This is a genomic window from Sphingobium sp. MP9-4, assembly GCF_005281675.1.
Classification (GTDB): domain Bacteria; phylum Pseudomonadota; class Alphaproteobacteria; order Sphingomonadales; family Sphingomonadaceae; genus Sphingobium; species Sphingobium yanoikuyae.
Window position 1 is genome coordinate 1 of sequence record NZ_LUFI01000044.1, and the last position, 16,350, is coordinate 16,350.

General features: G+C 66.7%; 18 protein-coding genes. 12 read left to right on the top strand and 6 right to left on the bottom strand.

Annotation, left to right across the window (positions count from 1 at the left end):
* Positions 1–335 (top strand): ABC transporter ATP-binding protein (locus tag A0U87_RS14790; RefSeq protein ID WP_137405658.1); only part of this gene is annotated, 335 nt, incomplete at its 5' end.
* Between the two features lie 37 nt (positions 336–372).
* Here the strand turns inward: A0U87_RS14790 and A0U87_RS14795 are convergent.
* Positions 373–1,533, bottom strand: coding sequence for a penicillin-binding protein activator (locus tag A0U87_RS14795; protein WP_199909726.1), 1,161 nt, complete (start codon positions 1,531–1,533; stop codon positions 373–375).
* 56 nt (positions 1,534–1,589) lie between these two features.
* On the opposite strand from A0U87_RS14795, the gene rsmI reads away from it, so the two are divergent.
* The 4 genes from rsmI (at position 1,590) to A0U87_RS14815 (ending at position 4,643) form a co-directional block, all read left to right on the top strand.
* Positions 1,590–2,447 carry a 16S rRNA (cytidine(1402)-2'-O)-methyltransferase gene (rsmI, locus tag A0U87_RS14800; protein WP_137405659.1) on the top strand — a complete coding sequence of 286 codons (858 nt, stop codon included), beginning with the start codon at positions 1,590–1,592 and terminating at the stop codon, positions 2,445–2,447.
* Positions 2,444–2,797 (top strand): YraN family protein, encoded by a 354-nt coding sequence (locus A0U87_RS14805; protein ID WP_010336721.1) that lies wholly within the window; start codon positions 2,444–2,446, stop codon positions 2,795–2,797. The genes rsmI and A0U87_RS14805 overlap by 4 nt, the downstream gene beginning before the upstream one ends.
* Before the next feature lie 130 nt (positions 2,798–2,927).
* A complete protein-coding gene (gene gshB / locus A0U87_RS14810) occupies positions 2,928–3,902 on the top strand; it encodes a glutathione synthase (protein WP_048938407.1) in 975 nt (324 codons plus the stop codon).
* Between the two features lie 141 nt (positions 3,903–4,043).
* On the top strand, positions 4,044–4,643 hold the full coding sequence (locus A0U87_RS14815) for a DedA family protein (RefSeq protein WP_004210450.1): 600 nt from the start codon (positions 4,044–4,046) through the stop codon (positions 4,641–4,643).
* A gap of 6 nt (positions 4,644–4,649) precedes the next feature.
* Here A0U87_RS14815 and A0U87_RS14820 read toward each other — a convergent pair whose 3' ends face one another.
* The 3 genes from A0U87_RS14820 to A0U87_RS14830 form a co-directional block, all read right to left on the bottom strand.
* The gene (locus A0U87_RS14820; protein WP_048938381.1) at positions 4,650–4,943 is read right to left on the bottom strand and encodes a hypothetical protein; all 294 of its coding nucleotides are present in this window, start codon (positions 4,941–4,943) and stop codon (positions 4,650–4,652) included.
* Positions 4,944–5,017: 74 nt separating this feature from the next.
* The gene (locus tag A0U87_RS14825; protein WP_048938380.1) at positions 5,018–5,908 is read right to left on the bottom strand and encodes a tyrosine recombinase XerC; all 891 of its coding nucleotides are present in this window, start codon (positions 5,906–5,908) and stop codon (positions 5,018–5,020) included.
* A gap of 205 nt (positions 5,909–6,113) precedes the next feature.
* Positions 6,114–6,404, bottom strand: coding sequence for a GIY-YIG nuclease family protein (locus tag A0U87_RS14830; protein ID WP_048938379.1), 291 nt, complete (start codon positions 6,402–6,404; stop codon positions 6,114–6,116).
* Between the two features lie 111 nt (positions 6,405–6,515).
* Here A0U87_RS14830 and A0U87_RS14835 point away from each other — a divergent pair, with 111 nt between their 5' ends.
* Genes A0U87_RS14835 through A0U87_RS14865 form a run of 7 tightly spaced genes read left to right on the top strand, consistent with a single transcriptional unit; the run spans position 6,516 to position 14,261 of the window.
* The gene (locus A0U87_RS14835) at positions 6,516–7,394 is read left to right on the top strand and encodes an MBL fold metallo-hydrolase (RefSeq protein WP_048938378.1); all 879 of its coding nucleotides are present in this window, start codon (positions 6,516–6,518) and stop codon (positions 7,392–7,394) included.
* The gene (locus tag A0U87_RS14840) at positions 7,379–8,092 is read left to right on the top strand and encodes a DUF4230 domain-containing protein (RefSeq protein WP_048938377.1); all 714 of its coding nucleotides are present in this window, start codon (positions 7,379–7,381) and stop codon (positions 8,090–8,092) included. Before A0U87_RS14835 ends, A0U87_RS14840 begins: the two co-directional genes overlap by 16 nt.
* A 44-nt stretch (positions 8,093–8,136) precedes the next feature.
* Entirely contained in the window at positions 8,137–9,123 is a 987-nt protein-coding gene (nadA, locus tag A0U87_RS14845; RefSeq protein ID WP_048938376.1) for a quinolinate synthase NadA, read from the top strand.
* A gap of 24 nt (positions 9,124–9,147) precedes the next feature.
* Positions 9,148–10,551, top strand: coding sequence for a phospholipase D-like domain-containing protein (locus A0U87_RS14850; RefSeq protein WP_048938375.1), 1,404 nt, complete (start codon positions 9,148–9,150; stop codon positions 10,549–10,551).
* A 32-nt stretch (positions 10,552–10,583) separates the two neighbouring features.
* Positions 10,584–12,710 (top strand): prolyl oligopeptidase family serine peptidase, encoded by a 2,127-nt coding sequence (locus A0U87_RS14855; protein ID WP_048938374.1) that lies wholly within the window; start codon positions 10,584–10,586, stop codon positions 12,708–12,710.
* Entirely contained in the window at positions 12,707–13,561 is an 855-nt protein-coding gene (nadC, locus tag A0U87_RS14860) for a carboxylating nicotinate-nucleotide diphosphorylase (RefSeq protein WP_048938373.1), read from the top strand. The genes A0U87_RS14855 and nadC overlap by 4 nt, the downstream gene beginning before the upstream one ends.
* Positions 13,554–14,261 carry a ribonuclease T gene (locus A0U87_RS14865; RefSeq protein ID WP_048938372.1) on the top strand — a complete coding sequence of 236 codons (708 nt, stop codon included), beginning with the start codon at positions 13,554–13,556 and terminating at the stop codon, positions 14,259–14,261. Before nadC ends, A0U87_RS14865 begins: the two co-directional genes overlap by 8 nt.
* Positions 14,262–14,267: 6 nt before the next feature.
* On the opposite strand, the gene A0U87_RS14870 is transcribed toward A0U87_RS14865, so the two are convergent.
* Entirely contained in the window at positions 14,268–14,690 is a 423-nt protein-coding gene (locus A0U87_RS14870; RefSeq protein WP_010336734.1) for a DUF4112 domain-containing protein, read from the bottom strand.
* A gap of 65 nt (positions 14,691–14,755) precedes the next feature.
* Positions 14,756–16,264, bottom strand: coding sequence for an ABC transporter substrate-binding protein (locus A0U87_RS14875; protein ID WP_048938371.1), 1,509 nt, complete (start codon positions 16,262–16,264; stop codon positions 14,756–14,758).
* Positions 16,265–16,350 lie beyond the last annotated feature (86 nt).

Consider the following 16,350-nt stretch of genomic DNA (forward strand, 5'->3'; position numbering starts at 1 on the left):
GGGTGCTGCTCGCGCGGGCGCTGGCGGTGGGCGCGCCGGCGCTGATCGCCGACGAGCCGCTCGCCGCGCTCGACCCCGGCCACCAGATCGATGTGATGGCCTTGTTGCGGGCGCAGGCGCAGGGCGGGGCGCTGGTCGTCACCGTGCTCCACGACCTCGCCATGGCGGCGCGCTATTGCGATCGGCTGCTGCTGATGGATGGCGGCGCGCTGGTGGCGGACGGCGCGCCGATGGAAGTGCTGACGCCGGAGCGGCTGGCATCCGTCTATGGCGTCGCCGCGCGGATCGACGTCAGCGACGGCCTGCCGCTGATCGTGCCGACGGCGCGGGTCTGATCCGTAACGAAAAAGGGGGCCTTCCGGCCCCCTTTGCTTAATTGCCGAAGCCGCGCGGGGCGGGATCGACCACGCTGATCGTGCCGGCGCCGACCTCGCTCACTTCCAGTGCGCGTTCGGCGATGCCGTTGCGGTTGAAGCGGAAGGCGCCGTCGATGCCGGCAAAGCCGCCCGGATCGCGCAGGCGCGCTGTGGGGAAGGGCGAACCCGGCTTCCAGTCCTGGGCGATCCGCACCGTCAGCAACACCGCGTCATAGCCCATCGAGGACAGGCGGAAGGGCGCGCTGCCGTAACGGGTGCGATATTTGGTCGCGAGCTGGCGATAAAGGCTGTCCGACACGCTGGCATACCAGGCGCCGCGCAGCACGGGGCTGGCGGCCAGCGATTCTTCGGTATTCCAGATTTCGGTGCCGAGCAGGCGGGCATTGGCGCCGCCATTCTTGCGCACGATCGGCGCGACCTGCAGCGCGACCCGGCCGCTGTCGGCGATCAGCAGCGCGTCATAGCTGGACGAGGCCTGCAATTTCTTGACCGCAGCGGTGATCGAGGCGGGGGTGCGGTCGAAGGTCTGCATCGACACGACCGTGCCGCCGGCCTGTTCGACCGCGCGCAACAGCGCATTGCCGGCGCGCTCGCCATAGGTGCCACGCGGCACCAGCGCACCGAAATTGGACAGGCCCTTTTGACGGGCGAAGCCGATCACCCGTTCGATCGACTGGTTGGGGGTATAGCCCATCAGGAAGATGTTGCTGCCCGCGACGCTGGTGTCGTTGGAGAAGCTGATGACTGGCACATTGGCCTTGGCCGCGATCGGCCCGATGATGCGAGCGTCATCCGCCAGCAATGGTCCCAGGATCAGGCGGTTGCCGTCGGCCAGCGCCCGGTTGGCGGCGGCTGCCGCGCCGGTGGCGGTGTCATAGGTGGTGATGCGGACCTTGTCGGTCTTGATGTCCATCAGCGCCAGGGTGGTGGCGTTGGCGATCGACTGGCCGACACCGGCATTGGGGCCGCTGGTCGGGACCAGCAGTGCGACGCGGTGGCGCGCAGTGTCGGTCGGCAGGCCCTGGGTCACTTCCGGGCCGGTCGGCTTGGCGGGACCGGTGGGCTGGGCAGGGCCGGGGCCCTTGGGCACGATCGACTGACAGGCGGCAAGCATGATGGTGCTGGCAACGAACAGCAATCGCGCGCTGCGCTTCATCGCCGCGAACATGTTCGCTTGCCGGGGGGCATCCGTCTCTGTCATCTGGGATCCTTATGGAAACTATATTGGCATCCGGGCTTGAGCCCGGGCTTTACATCGTGGCGGGGCCGATCGGCAACCTTGGAGACCTTACGCCGCGCGCGGCCGAAGTCCTGCGGTTGGCCGACGTGGTCGCCGTGGAAGATACACGGGTCAGCGCAAGGCTGCTGCGCCATGCGGGGTCGGATCGACCGATGATTCCCTATCATGACCATAGCGCCGAAAATGTGCGGCAACGGCTGATCGAGCGGATGGCGAGCGAATCGGTGGCGCTGCTGTCGGACGCGGGGACGCCGCTGATTTCCGATCCGGGCTACAAGCTGGTGCGCGATGCGCGGGCGGCGGGGCGCAAGATCACGACCCTGCCGGGGCCGAGCGCGGCGATCGCGGCGCTGACCCTGTCGGGCCTGCCGACCGACCGGTTCCTGTTCATGGGCTTCCTGCCGAACAAGGCGAAGGCGCGCGGCGACGTGCTGGCCGAGGTGGTGGCATTGCGCGCGACCCTGGTCTTCTACGAAAGCGGGCCGCGCCTGTCGGATAGTCTGGCGGCGATGGCGGCGGCGCTGGGCGATCGCGAGGCGGCGGTCAGTCGCGAGATCAGCAAGACGTTCGAGGAGACGACGACCGGCACACTGACCGCGCTGTCCGCTCGCTATGCCGATGCCCCGCCCAAGGGCGAGATCGTCGTCATCGTCGGCCCGCCCGGCGAGGCACCCCCGGCCAGCGCCGAGGATGCCGACGCGGCGCTGCGGGAGGCGCTGACCCGGCTGCCGGTGTCGAAGGCGGCGGGCGAGGTGGCCAAGAAGCTGGGGCTCGACCGGCGGACGCTCTATGACCGGGCGAATGAGCTGAAAGGGGAACGCGAGGCGTGAACCGCCAGCAGGCGGAGAAGCGCGGCCGGCAGGCCGAACGCATCGCTGCCTGGTGGCTGCGCCTCAAGGGCTGGCAGATTATCGGCCAGCGCCTGCGCACGCCCGCGGGCGAGGTCGACCTGGTCGCGCGCAAGGGCGCGATGCTGGCCTTTGTCGAGGTGAAGAGCCGCGCCACCGATGCCGAGCTGGACGTCGCGATCGACCAACGCCGACTGGCACGGGTGGCGGCGAGCGCCGAAATATTATGGCATCAGCTGGCAAGACCCGGAGACGACATGCGAATTGACGTCATCCTCCTTGCGCCGGGCCGCCCGCCACGCCATCTGGCCAATGTCTGGCATGGGGGGTGAAGGCTCTCCATTCCGTTCGGGCTGAGCGAAGTCGAAGCCCGCGCCTGAGCGCCAGCGAAGGCAAGTCACCTCGCTAACGCTCGGCGGAGCCCTTCGACTTCGCTCAGGGCGAACGGTAAAAGGAATGAAGATGACCGAACTCAACCCCCTGACCGTCGCCATGCAGATGGACCCGATGGAAGGGATCAGGATCGCCGGCGATTCGACCTTCCACATCATGCTGGCGGCGCAGGCGCGGGGGCATAAGCTCTATCATTATCTGGCGCCGGACCTCACCTATCGCGACGGCCGGGTGCTGGCCAAGGCGCGGCCGGTGAAGGTGCAGAAGGTCGAGGGCGATCATTATGCGCTGGGCGAGCCGGAGATGCTGGACCTGGGCCGCGATGTCGATGTCGTGTGGATGCGGCAGGACCCGCCCTTTGACCTGAGCTACATCACCGCCACCCATTTGCTGGAGCGGGTGCAGGAGGAGACTCTGGTGGTGAACGACCCTGCCAGCGTCCGCAATGCGCCCGAAAAGCTGTTCGTGCTCGATTATGCCCGCTTCATGCCGCCGACGATGATCACGCGCGACCTGGCCGAGGTGAAGAGCTTCCTGGCCGAGCATGGCGAGATCGTGGTGAAGCCGCTTTATGGCAATGGCGGGGTTGCAGTGTTCCATGTCGGCAGCAATGGCGCGAACCTGTCGTCGCTGGTGGAACTGTTCAAGGCCTCGTGGGTCGAACCCTTCATGGTCCAGGCCTTCATCCCCGGCGTCGCGCAGGGCGACAAGCGCATCGTGCTGGTCGATGGCGAGGTCGCGGGTGCGGTCAATCGCATTCCGGGTGCGGGCGAAATCCGCTCCAACCTGGCGGTCGGCGGATCGGCCGCCAAGACGGTGCTTACTGATCGCGAGCGGGAAATCTGCGAGGCGATGGGTCCGGAATTGAAGCGTCGCGGCCTGCTGTTCGTCGGCATCGACGTGATCGGTGGCGAATGGCTGACCGAGATCAACGTGACGTCGCCCACCGGCATCGTGTCGATCGACGCGTTCGACGGCACCGACACCGGCGGCCTGATCTGGGACGCGATCGACGCGCGCCTGGCGGCACGGGCGGCGGCCTGACGGATGTGCGCCATTCCTCCGTTCGTCCTGAGTAGCCATTGAGCATGTCGAAATGGCGTATCGAAGGATGTTGCACGCGATGCTTCGATACGAGGCTTCGACTTCGCTCAGCCTCTACTCAGCACGAACGGACATAGGGGCATGACCGACTGGGTGCTGCGGCTGATCGATGCGGGGGGCTATTGGGGGATCTTCCTGCTGATGATCCTTGAAAATGTGTTTCCGCCGATCCCATCCGAACTGATCATGGGGATTGGCGGCATCCGCGTCGGCCAGGGGCGGATGGCGATGGAATGGCTGCTGCTGGCGGGCACGCTGGGCACCACGATCGGCAATTATTTCTGGTATCTGGTCGGCCATATATTGGGCTTTGGCCGGTTGAAGCCGCTGGTCGATCGCTTCGGCCGCTGGGCGACGCTGGAATGGCGCGATGTCGAGGCGCTGGACCGGCTGTTCGGCAAATATGGCCAGATCGTCGTCTTCGTCTTCCGCTTCATGCCGGCCTTCCGCACGATGATCTCGCTGCCCGCCGGCCTGTTCCGCATGGGGCATGTCCGTTTCCTGATCTGGACTGCCGGCGGCGCGCTGGTGTGGAATCTGGTGCTGGCCTATGCCGGCTTCCTGCTCGGCCAGAATTTCCGCGACATCGACAAATATGTCGGGCCGGTGGCGACCGCCTGCGTGGTCGGCGCGGTGCTGCTCTATCTCTGGCGATTGGCGACCTGGCGGCCCAAGGGATAAGCCTGGTTAGAAGGGCAATTTGATGCCCACCATTACCCGCTGCGAGGTGGTGCCGTCGCCCATGCCCTGGCTCTCGACATGGACATTGCCCTTCACCTTGCCGAACAGGGTGGTTTCGGCGCGGCCGAGCGGTGGCTCGTCGCTGGTGGCGGCGACCTCGCGGTCGATCCGCTCGTCGCGGCGGCGGCCGGTGACGACGATGGCGTTGGGATTGGGCGCGGGCTGCACCTTCTGAAGGTCGAAATCGGGCGGGATGTCGGTGCCGCCAACGCTTTGCAGGGCCATCAACAGACGCAGCATCCAGGGGTTCCTCCGGTCGCAACGGGGATCTGCCAGCGAGGCTGACGCAGGATTACGGCGAATCCATGGCCGTTTCAGGCGCGGGGATGGGCGGCGCGATAGACGTCGAGCAGATGGGCGGCATCGACCTGGGTATAGACCTGGGTCGAGGTCAGGCTGGCATGGCCGAGCAGTTCCTGCAAGCTGCGCAGGTCCGCGCCCCGGCCGAGCAGATGGGTCGCGAAACTGTGGCGCAGCGCATGGGGCGTGGTCCGGTCCGACAGGCCGAGGCGCCCGCGCGCACCCTGCACCGACCGGCGGATGAGCGCGGCCGAGAGTGGGCCGCCGCGCGCGCCCCGGAACAGCGGCTGGTCGCGTTCCGGCGACCAGGGGCATTGGTCGGCATAGGCCTCGATCGCGGAACGGACCTGCGGCAGCAGTGGCACCAGCCGCGTCTTGCCGCGCTTGCCGGTGACGCGCAGCGTATCGCCCAGCGGCATGACGTCGCCCATCAGCCCCATCGCCTCGCCAATGCGCAGGCCCGCGCCATAAAGCAGCAGCAGCACCGCCCAGTCGCGCGCGCCGATCCAGTCCTCGCGCGCGCCCTCGGCAATGTCGCCAGCGAGCGCCAGTGCTTCGTCGGGGGAGATGGGGCGGGGCAGGCCGCGCTTGACCCGTGGCCCCTTGAGCTGGGGGATGCGGGCCTCCGCGCCGCCGACAAATTTCAGGAAGCCGCGCACCGCCGACAATTCGCGCGCGGCGGAGATATTGCCGATGCCGTCGACCCGGCGGCTGGCGAGATAGGCGCGCAGGTCCGCCTGCTCCAGCCGGGCGAGGCTGGCGGCGGTCACGGCCTGTCCCTGATGCTCGGCGAGGAAGGCGACCAGCCGCTCGGCGGTGGCGACATAGGCCCGCACCGTATGGGTGGATCGCCGCCGGTCGAGGCTGAGATGCTGGCGCCAGCGTTCTGGGAGGGCGGGGGTCATGTTGTAAATGCCGCGCTTAACTTCGCATATTTCCCGCACATTTTGATAATATGAAACAAGAGTTGGAAATCTTGTTGCGTGGAGCGGGGGATGCGGGGAGGGGCTGCGTGGCGCATGGCGGCAGCCTAGCAGAGGGGGGCGATGTAGGACAGGTAGCGCTCTCCTCCCTGATCGTCACCCCAGCTAAGGCTGGGGTCTGTCGCCTTCAGGCGATATGGTCGAAGAGATCATCCCAGTCCGGGTTGGCCTGTTCGATCAGGCGGATTTTCCAATCGCGCTTCCAGGCCTTGAGCGTTTTCTCCCGACTGATCGCCAGCAGGATATCCGTGTGATGTTCGACGAGGACCAGACGTGTCAGCCCATATTTGCGGCAGAAAATCGATCCGGTGCCGCGCCGATGCTGATCGATGCGTGCTGCGAGATCGGTGGTGACGCCGATATAGAGGACGCCGCCCGGCTTGTTGGTCATGATGTAGGTATAGCCGCCCTGCGCCATCCGGCGATGCTACATATAAAGGCCTGAGATGCCAGCTTTCGCTGGCATGACGTATATTCTGGAATGGCAGCGTGCCCTTGAAATCCGCCGGGAAATGGGCACATGGGGGCCATGGCTACCCCGTTCGATCCGGCCGATTTGCCGACCGGCATCCTGATGACGCTGTCGCCGCTGGTGGCGCGCGTGCTGGCGCCCAATCCGTCGCCCTTCACCTATACCGGCACCCAGACCTATCTGGTCGGCGGCGCGGATGTGGCGGTGATCGATCCGGGGCCGGACGAGGCCGAGCATCTCGACGCGCTGATCGCCGCGATCGGCGGGCGGCGCGTGGTGGCGATCCTGTGCACCCATACCCATCGCGACCATAGTCCGGCGGCCCGGCCGCTGAGCGCGCTGACCGGGGCGCCGATCATCGGCTGTGCGCCGCTGACGCTGAGCGACGACGGGCCGCGCGCGGATGCGGCATTCGACGCGGACTATCGGCCCGACCGGGTGCTGGGCGATGGCGAAGTGGTGGCCGGCACCGGCTGGACGCTGGAGGCGGTGGCGACGCCGGGCCATACCTCCAACCATCTCTGCTTTGCGCTGGCGCAGGACAAGGCGCTGTTCACCGGCGACCATGTGATGGGCTGGTCGACCAGCGTCATTTCCCCGCCCGATGGCGACATGACTGCCTATATGCGCTCGATGCAGCGGCTGCTGGAGCGGGACGATATCGTCTATTATCCGGCCCATGGCGAGCCGGTGGAAAATCCGCAGCGGCTGGTGCGCGGCATGATGGGCCATCGCAAGCAGCGCGAGGGCCAGATCATGCGCTTCCTGGAGCGCAATGGCGACAGCGCCATCCCCGACATGGTGGCGGAAATGTACAAGGGCGTGGACCCGCGCCTCTACGGGGCGGCCGGGCGATCGGTGCTGGCACATCTGATCGACCTCAATGGCCGGGGCATGGCTGCGCCGCTGGAGGATGGTCGATGGCAGATGCGCTGAAGCGCTATGCCGGGCCGGTCGCGGTCGCGCTGCTGATCCTGATCGTCGGCGGGGCGATGCTGGTCGGATGGCAACGCTATAATCGCGATTATGTGGTGAGCGTCGAGGATGACGGGACGGTGGTGACCAAGGTCATTGCCGAAAGGATCGCCGGTACCAGCAGCCTGAAGGTTTCCGAACTCAGCGGCACGATCCAGAGCAGCGCGCGCGATGTGCGCGGCTTTGGCTGGCTGAAGTCCGACCAGGTGGTGAAGATGCCCTTTTCGGTCGATTATTTCGTCAATGTCGGTGCGATCGGCGCGGATGACCTGGAATGGGATGCGGAGCGCCGCACCCTGATCGTCAACGCGCCCGATGTCACCGTCGGCAAGCCCAATGTGGACGAGAGCCAGCGCACTCTGGTGCGCACCAGCGGCCTGTTCGTGACGCGCGAGGCGGGCGAGGAACTGAGCCGGCGCACGTCCGCCTATGCCCAGGCGCGGGCCGCCAAATCGGCCGGGTCGCCCGAGCGGATGGCGCAGGCGCGCGAATATGGCCGGGCCGCGCTGGTGAAGCTGATGGCCGCGCCGCTGGCAGCGGCCGGGCAGGGCGATGCGCGGGTGATCGTCACCTTCCCGGCGGAACGGCCCAATCGCGAGCAATGGGACGTCACGACGCCGATCAACGAGGTACTGGCAAACAAGCGCCCACAACGCTAGGGCGCGTGCCAAGACCCCGCAAAGGGACCGAGGAGTCACAGGGTATGAACGCTTTCACCGATATTCCGCAGGGGACGGACCTGCGCGCGGAGATCGACCGCCTGCGCAAGGAGCGCAACGCTGTCATCCTGGGCCATTATTACCAGTCGCCCGAAATTCAGGATCTGTCCGATTTCGTTGGTGACAGCCTGGAACTGTCGCGCAAGGCGGCCGAGACCGACGCCGATGTCATCGCCTTTTGCGGCGTGCGCTTCATGGCGGAGACGGCCAAGATCCTGTCGCCGCAGAAGATCGTCGTGCTGCCCGACATGGACGCCGGCTGCAGCCTGGAGGATAGCTGCCCGCCCGCCCAGTTCAAGGCGTTCCGCGAGGCGCATCCCGATCATATTGCGCTGAGCTACATCAACTGTTCGGCCGAGGTGAAGGCGCTGTCCGACATCATCGTGACATCGTCGTCGGCCGAGAAGATCCTGGCGCAGATCCCCAAGGAGCAGAAGATCATCTTCGGCCCCGACAAGCATCTGGGCGGCTATCTCAAGCGCAAGCTGGGCCGCGACATGCTGCTGTGGCCGGGCGTGTGCATCGTGCATGAGGCGTTCAGCGAGACCGAATTGCTGAAGCTCAAGGCCCAGCATCCGCAGGCGCCGGTCGCCGCGCATCCCGAATGCCCGCCCTATATCGTCGACCATGCCGATTATGTCGGGTCGACCAGCGGCATCCTGGACTTTGCCAAGACGATGCCGGGCGACACGCTGATCGTCGCCACCGAACCGCATATCATCCACCAGATGCAAAAAAGCGTGCCGGACAAGAATTTCATCGGCGCGCCGGGCGCGGACGGCAACTGCAACTGCAATATCTGTCCCTATATGGCGCTCAACACGATGGAGAAGCTCTATCTGTCGCTGCGCGACCTGAGCCCGCGCATCGAGATGGACGAGACGCTGCGCGTCGCCGCCAAGAAGAGCCTGGACCGGATGTTGGAAATGGCCAGCGGCACGGTCGGTCAGGGCGATCTGGGCGCTCGCTGAGCATAGACGGGGGAGGTCGGTCACATGGTCAACCTCCCCGACAGCGAACTGGGCCTGGCCTATTATGCGCTGGAATGGGCGATCCGCATCGGCGCGCTGATCGCCGTGCCCTTTCGTCGATCGCCGGCCGCGACGCGGGCGTGGCTGCTGCTGATCTTCTTCCTGCCGGTGCCGGGACTGCTCTTGTTCTGGACGATCGGCAGCCCGCGTTTCCCCGAATGGCGGCGCGATCGCTTTGGCGAGCTTGATCCCTGGTTCGGCGGCATTGCGGCGCGGCTTGCGCCCCATGCGCCGCCGCCCGATCCGATCGTCGACCTGGCCGCGAAGCTGGGCAAGATGCCGGCGACCGGCGGCAACCGGGTCGATCTGATCTTCGACTATATCGTCGCGATCGATCGGCTGGTGGCGGACATCAATGCCGCGCAGCACAGCATCCGCATCCTCGTCTATATCTTCGCCGATGATGCGGTAGGACAGCGCGTGGCCGATGCGCTGGGCGCGGCGGTGAAGCGCGGCGTCACCGTGCAGGTCATGTATGATCCGGTCGGATCGCGTCCCTGGCGCAAGGGGATGGAAGCGATGCTGACGGCGGCGGGGGTGGAGCTGTGCGCCGCTTTGCCGTTCCGCTGGATCCGCGGGCGGACAAGGCGCGACATGCGCAACCATCGCAAGCTGTTCGTGATCGACGGGACGATCGGCCATGTCGGATCGCAGAATATCGTCGCGCGCGACTTCAAGCCCGGCATCGTCAACCAGGAACTGGTGGCGCGGGTGACCGGGCCGGTGGTGGCGGAGCTGGAGGCGCTGGTGCGGGCCGACTGGTATATGGAGACGCACCAGTTGCCCGAAGGGCCGGTGACCATTCCCGAACCGGCCGGCGACGCGGTGGCGCAATTGCTGCCGAGCGGGTCCAACTATCCGCTGGAAGGGTTCAAGACGCTGCTGGTGTGGCAACTGCATCAGGCGTGCAGCCATGTGATGCTGGTGACGCCCTATTTCATCCCCGACGATGATCTGGTCGATGCGATGCGCACGGCGGTGCTGCGCGGCGTGACCGTCGATCTGATCGTGTCCAAGCCGGTCGACCAGTGGCTGGTCCATGCGGCGCAATCCTCTTATTATGCCGAGCTGATGGCGGCGGGCATCGGCATCCACGCCCATCGGCCCGAATTCGTCCACGCCAAGACCGTCAGCATCGACGGTCGGCTGGCGGTGGTCGGCTCCGCCAATGTCGACATGCGCAGTTTCGAGCTGAACGAGGAAGCCAGCCTGCTCCTCTATGACGCGGAAACGGTGGCGGCGGTGGAGGTGGTGCAGCGCCGTTTCATGGCGCGGGCGGAGACGCTGGACCGCGAAATATGGCGCGCCCGGCCGCTCTATCGCAAGGTTGCGGAAAATGTCGCGCGGATGGTCGGCTCGCTGTTGTAACGGCCCCGCATCATCGCCTATCGCATCGGGCCATGAGACATAAGCTGACGCTCCGTTCCGCCCTGATGGCGATCGCCATCGCTTCCGCTCCTGCCCTGATCGCCGCCGCGCCCGCCACGGGTGACGATCCCTATCTCTGGCTGGAGGATATCGAGGGCGCCAAGGCGATCGCGCAGGTCGAGCAGTGGAATGGCGAGACGGAAAAGCTGTTGCGGGCCAGCCCGCGGTTCGAGGCGGACCGGGCGCGGGCGCGCGCGATCCTGGACGATGAAAGCCAGATCGCGGTGCCGGACAAGGTGATGGGCGACCGGGTCACCAATTTGTGGCGCGACGCGAAGAACCCCCGCGGCCTGTGGCGGTCGAGCGACCTGGCATCCTATCTGGCCGGCAAGCCCAATTGGACGACGATCATCGACGTCGATGCGCTGGGCAAGGCCGAGGGCAAGAGCTGGGTCTGGCATGGCGCCGATTGCCTGGCGCCCGATTATGGTCGCTGCCTGATCTCGCTGAGCGCGGGCGGCACCGATGCCGATGTCGTGCGCGAATATGACCTCGCCACCGGCAAGTTCGTCGAGGGCGGCTTCACCCTGCCCGAAGCCAAGAGCGACGTCGCCTGGGCCGACAAGGACACGTTGCTGGTTGGCACCGATTATGGCGCGGGATCGCTGACCGCGTCGGGCTATCCGCGCATCGTCAAGCGCTGGAAGCGGGGCACGCCATTGTCGGCCGCAACTTTGGTCAAGGAAGGCGTCGACAGCGACATTTCGGTGCGGCCGCGCGTCGAGCAGGATGGCGACAAACGCTGGGTCTTCATCGACCGGGCGCTGACCTTCTACACCAACGACCTCTATATCGAGGGCGCGAACGGCCAGCTGATCCGCACACCGGTGCCCGATACGGCCGATTTCCGTGGCTTGATCGGCGGCCAGATGATCGTGCTGCTGAACAAGCCGCTGGGCGACATTCCGACCGGATCGCTGGTGTCCTGGCCGATCGCCGATGTGGCGGCGGGCAAGGCGGGGGCGCCGCAGGTCGTGCTGAAGCCGACCGCGACCTCCGTGGTCGAGGAAGTGCGCACCACCGACAATATCCTGTGGGTGAAGCAGCTCGACAATGTGTCGGGCGCGCTGCTGGCGATGACCCGCGACGCTGCCACCGGCCGCTGGACCAGCCGTTCGGTGCCGCTGGCGGACAAGGCGACGGTCCATCTGGTCGGCACCGACGACAAGGGCGACCGGGTCTTCGCTTCGGTCGAGGGGATGCTGACGCCGCCCAGCCTGATGGTGGCGGGAGCGCAGGGGGCGGCGCGCACGATCCAGCAATTGCCCGCGCGCTTCGACGCCAGCCAGTTCGTGGTGGAGCAGCGCTTCGCCACGTCGAAGGACGGGACGAAGATCCCCTATTTCCTGGCGCGCAAGAAGGGCGTGACGGGACCGGTGCCGGCGTTCATCCATGCCTATGGCGGGTTCCGTGCGGCGCAGACGCCGACCTACCTCACCACCGAACCCTATCGCGCCGGGCCGCTGGGCCTGTTCTGGGTCGAGGATGGCAATGCCTATGTCCTCGCCAATATCCGCGGCGGCGGCGAATATGGCCCGGCCTGGCATCAGGACGCGCTGCGCGAGAAGCGCCAGAATGCGTTCGACGATCTGGCGGCGGTGGCCGAGGATCTGGTCAAGACCGGCGTGTCGACCAAGGGCGATATCGGCATTTCCGGCCGCTCCAATGGCGGCGTGCTGGTCGGCGCGGCGATGACCCAGCGGCCCGACCTCTATGGCGCGGTGATCGCGGGATCGCCGCTGGAGGATATGAAGCGCTATTCGCATCTGTCGGCCGGCGCCTCGTGGGTGGCGGAATATGGCGATCCCGATGTGCCCTCCGACTGGGCGTTCATGTCCAAATGGTCGCCCTATCAGAATGTGAAGGCCGGGGCGCAGTATCCGCCCGCCTTCTTCTACCTGTCGACCAAGGATGACCGGGTGCATCCGGGCCATGCGCGCAAGATGGCGGCGAAGCTGAAGGCGACTGGCAGCACGGTCTATTATCATGAATATCGCGAGGGCGGCCATTCGGTCGGCGCCGACCATGCCGAGGATGCGGTGCGCGCGGCGCTGCTGCACGCCTTCCTGACCCGCGAACTGGTGGAGAAGAAGAAGTGAGCGCGGCTTTCACGCTGGAAGGGTTCGATCTCGACGCCTTTGTCGCTTCGACGCTGGCGGAAGATCTGGGGCCGGACGGCCGCGACGTCACCAGCGAGGCGGTGATCCCGGCCGATGCGATCTTCGACGGGGTGATGGACAGCCGCGACGCGGTGACGCTGGCCGGCCTGCCGATCGCGGTCGCCTTCTTCCGGACGCTCGATCCCGATGTCGAGATCGAGCTGCTGCACCAGGATGGCGACCGGGTGGCGGCGGGGACCGACATCATGCGCATCCGGGGCAAGGCCCGCGCGCTGCTGACGGCCGAGCGATCGGCGCTCAACACGGTGCAGCATCTGACCGGCATCGCCACCATGACCCGCGCCTATGTCGACGCGATCCTGGGCACGGGCGCGACCTTGCTGGATACACGCAAGACGATCCCCGGTCTGCGCCGGCTAGAGAAATATGCCACCCGCATGGGCGGCGCGACCAATCATCGCATGGGCCTGTGGGATGCGGCGATGATCAAGGATAATCATGTCGCGGTCGCCGGGTCGGTCGAGGAAGCGGCGCGCCGTGCGGTTGCCGCCGGCATCGCCCAGATCATCGTCGAGGTCGACCGGGTCGACCAGATCGAGCCGGCGCTGGCCGCCGGCGCTACCCATTTGCTGCTCGACAATATGGATGCAGCCACGCTGCGCGGCGCCGTCACCCTGGTCGGCGGGCGGGTGCCGACCGAAGCATCGGGCGGCGTCACGCTGGAGACGATCCGCGCCAAGGCGGACACCGGCGTCACCTATATCAGCGTCGGCCGCCTCACCCAATCTGCCCCTGCCGCCGACATCGGACTGGATTTTTCCCATGCGTAAATATCTGTTGCCCCTGATCGCCCTGCTGCTGCCCGGCATCGCCCATGCCCAGGCCAATCAGTGCCGCCTGCCCGAGATCATCGCCCGCCCGCAAGTGGAGGGGCCGAGCGCCGACGAACCCAAGCGCGTGCTGCCGATCGGCTATTACACGCTGGCCGTCAGCTGGAGCCCGCAATATTGTAAGACGTCGCGGGGCGGCGCCCGCGATGCGTTCCAGTGCGGGTCGGGCAATGATTTCGGTTTCACCCTGCATGGCCTGTGGCCCGACGGCTACGGCAAGGAATGGCCGCAATATTGCAAACCGGCCGCCCCATTGCCGCGCAAGGTGATCAGCGATCATCTCTGTTCGACGCCTTCGGTGCAGCTGATCCAGCATGAGTGGGTCAAGCATGGCACCTGCATGCCGACCACGCCGACCAAATTCTTCGCCCTGTCGCGCAAGCTCTATCAGGCGGTGCGTTTCCCCGACATGGATGCACTGGCACAGCGGCCGACCCTGTCGGCACAGGATTTCGCCAAGGCGTTCGCGGCACAGAACAAGGGCATGGTCGCCGATGGCATCCGCCTGAACGTCAGCCGCGACGGCGCGCTGAGCGAAGTGTGGATCTGCATGGACCGCAAATATCGCTACATGGCCTGTCCGCCGCAACAGGGCGGCGTGCGCGACCGGGCGCAACTGCGCATCGAGCCGCGTCGCTGACCGGGATTAACCGTCGATCGTCACCGTCGAGGGGTGGTGGCGATCGAGATGCTTGCGGATGATGCGCAGATTCTTCGTGTTCGACTTGTAGAGAAAGTCGAAGATATCGCCGGCAAAGGGGATGGCACCGACCAGCGTGTCGACGCCGACATTGGCGGCCATGCGGGTGAGCTGCCATTTCGACAGGCCGAGATTGCGGGCTTCCCACACAATCCAGGCGCCCATGGCGGCGGTCGCGATGTCGCCGACGACGGGGACGAGACCGATCAGGCTGTCCATGCCGACCCGGCGCTTCGTGCCGGGGATGACGAACAGCCCCTCCAGCACGGCCTCCATCATCTCGATCCGGCGACGGATCGAAGCGGGGTCGCGGCCGAAGCCGGGCATGTCACGAACAAGGTCATCGAACTGCTTGGCCGAAACGGGCATTCCATCACTCTCCAAAGCCCTGTGCGGCCGGATAACGTCCGGTGCGGCAAAAAGGGCGCAGACCCTTAGTTGGTGCTGCGGAAGAGATGGTTCAATGGGTGGCGGCCACGCGGCGAGGGCAGAAAGCCGCTGAGCCGTTTCGACACCAGCGACCAGCGGATCGGTGCGCCGAGCGGAATATAGCCATCATGGCCCTGAATCAGGCCCACCGCCTGGGCGACGCGGGCGGCGCGCTCCTCCGCCGTGCTGGCGAGGCTGGCGGCCTGCAGCGCGGCTTCGCCCTCCGGGCTGCAGTGAATCTTGCGGGCACAGCCGATGCGGCCGAGATACCAGAGCGCGCTGTCATAGGCGGCGACCTCGTCGATCAGGGACAGGTCCGCCTTGTCGGCCAGATCGACCCGCTCTGCGGCCAGGCCGATGGCGCCCAGATCGCGCGCCAACAGGCCGAACAACAGGGTCGAGCCGGGGCCGGCGGGCAGGGCGATGCGCAGCGGCGGCGGATCGCCATGGGTGCCACGCCAGCGGTCGATGATGGCGCGGCCCTGTGCGCGGCGATCATCCATCGCCTGCCCGACCCAGCCGGGCGTGGGCGGCGCCACCGGCAGGTCGAGCTGACCGGGCAGCAACTGCTCGCTGATCGCCCAGCCGCCCAGCGGGAACATCTGGAGCAGCTGGTTGCGATCGACCGCCATGTTGATCGCGGCGCGCACGCCGTCATCGTCGAGCAGATCGCCCTTGCCGGTGACGGCAAGGCCCAGCAGCCCCTGCACCGGGTCCATTCGCACGGCGTCACGATCGATGCCGGCGGGCACCAGCAGGGGCAGGTCGGCATAGCGGCCGCCCAGCACCAGCGCCGACTGTTTCTCGCGGAAGCGGATGATGGCGAGCGACGCGCGCTCGGCGCGCAGCACGCGGGTCTGCCAGGCGGGGACGCCGGCTTCCTCCTCATCGCTGTCGGCATCGTCGCCGCTGAGGCGATCGACCGGGGCGAGCATCGCCGCGCCGCTGCGCCAGACGCTGCGATAGGGGCCGGTGCCGCCGTCGCGCGACAACACCGCCATTTGCGGCTGGGCCAGCATCTGCAGCACATAGGGGCGGGCAGCGGCCATGCGAATCTCGATCACCTCGCCGGTCATCGGCACGACCGCCTGCACCGCGTCGAGCGGTCCGTCGGGGTCGAGCTGGCGCAGCATCTCGATCCGCGCCATCAGCATGCGGGCGACATCGGGCGCGGTGACGCGAGCGCCATTGGCCCAGAAGGCGCGGCGCAGGCGGAAAATATAGCTGCGCCCATCATCCTCCACCACCCAGCGCTGGGCGAGGGCCGGCAAGATGTCGCCGCCGGCATCGAAGGCGACCAGCCCCTGGGCGGTGGCCTCCAGGATCAGCTTGGCTGCCGGATTGGGCAGATTCTGCAAGGGCTTGGCAAGTTCGGTTCGGCTGCCGATGACGCTGACCACCACCGGGCCGCTGCCTTCGTCGGAGCAGCTGCCGAGCGCGAGGCCGAGGCTGGCCCCGGCGATCAGGGCGGCGCGGCGCGACAGGGCGCGCAGGCGGGGCGGGACGGCAAACATGCAGGAACGGGCTTAAAGCGTTTTCCAATCAGGTGGAATCACCTGATGACTCGGAAAAGGCGGGAAATCAAAAATATGGAGCAGCC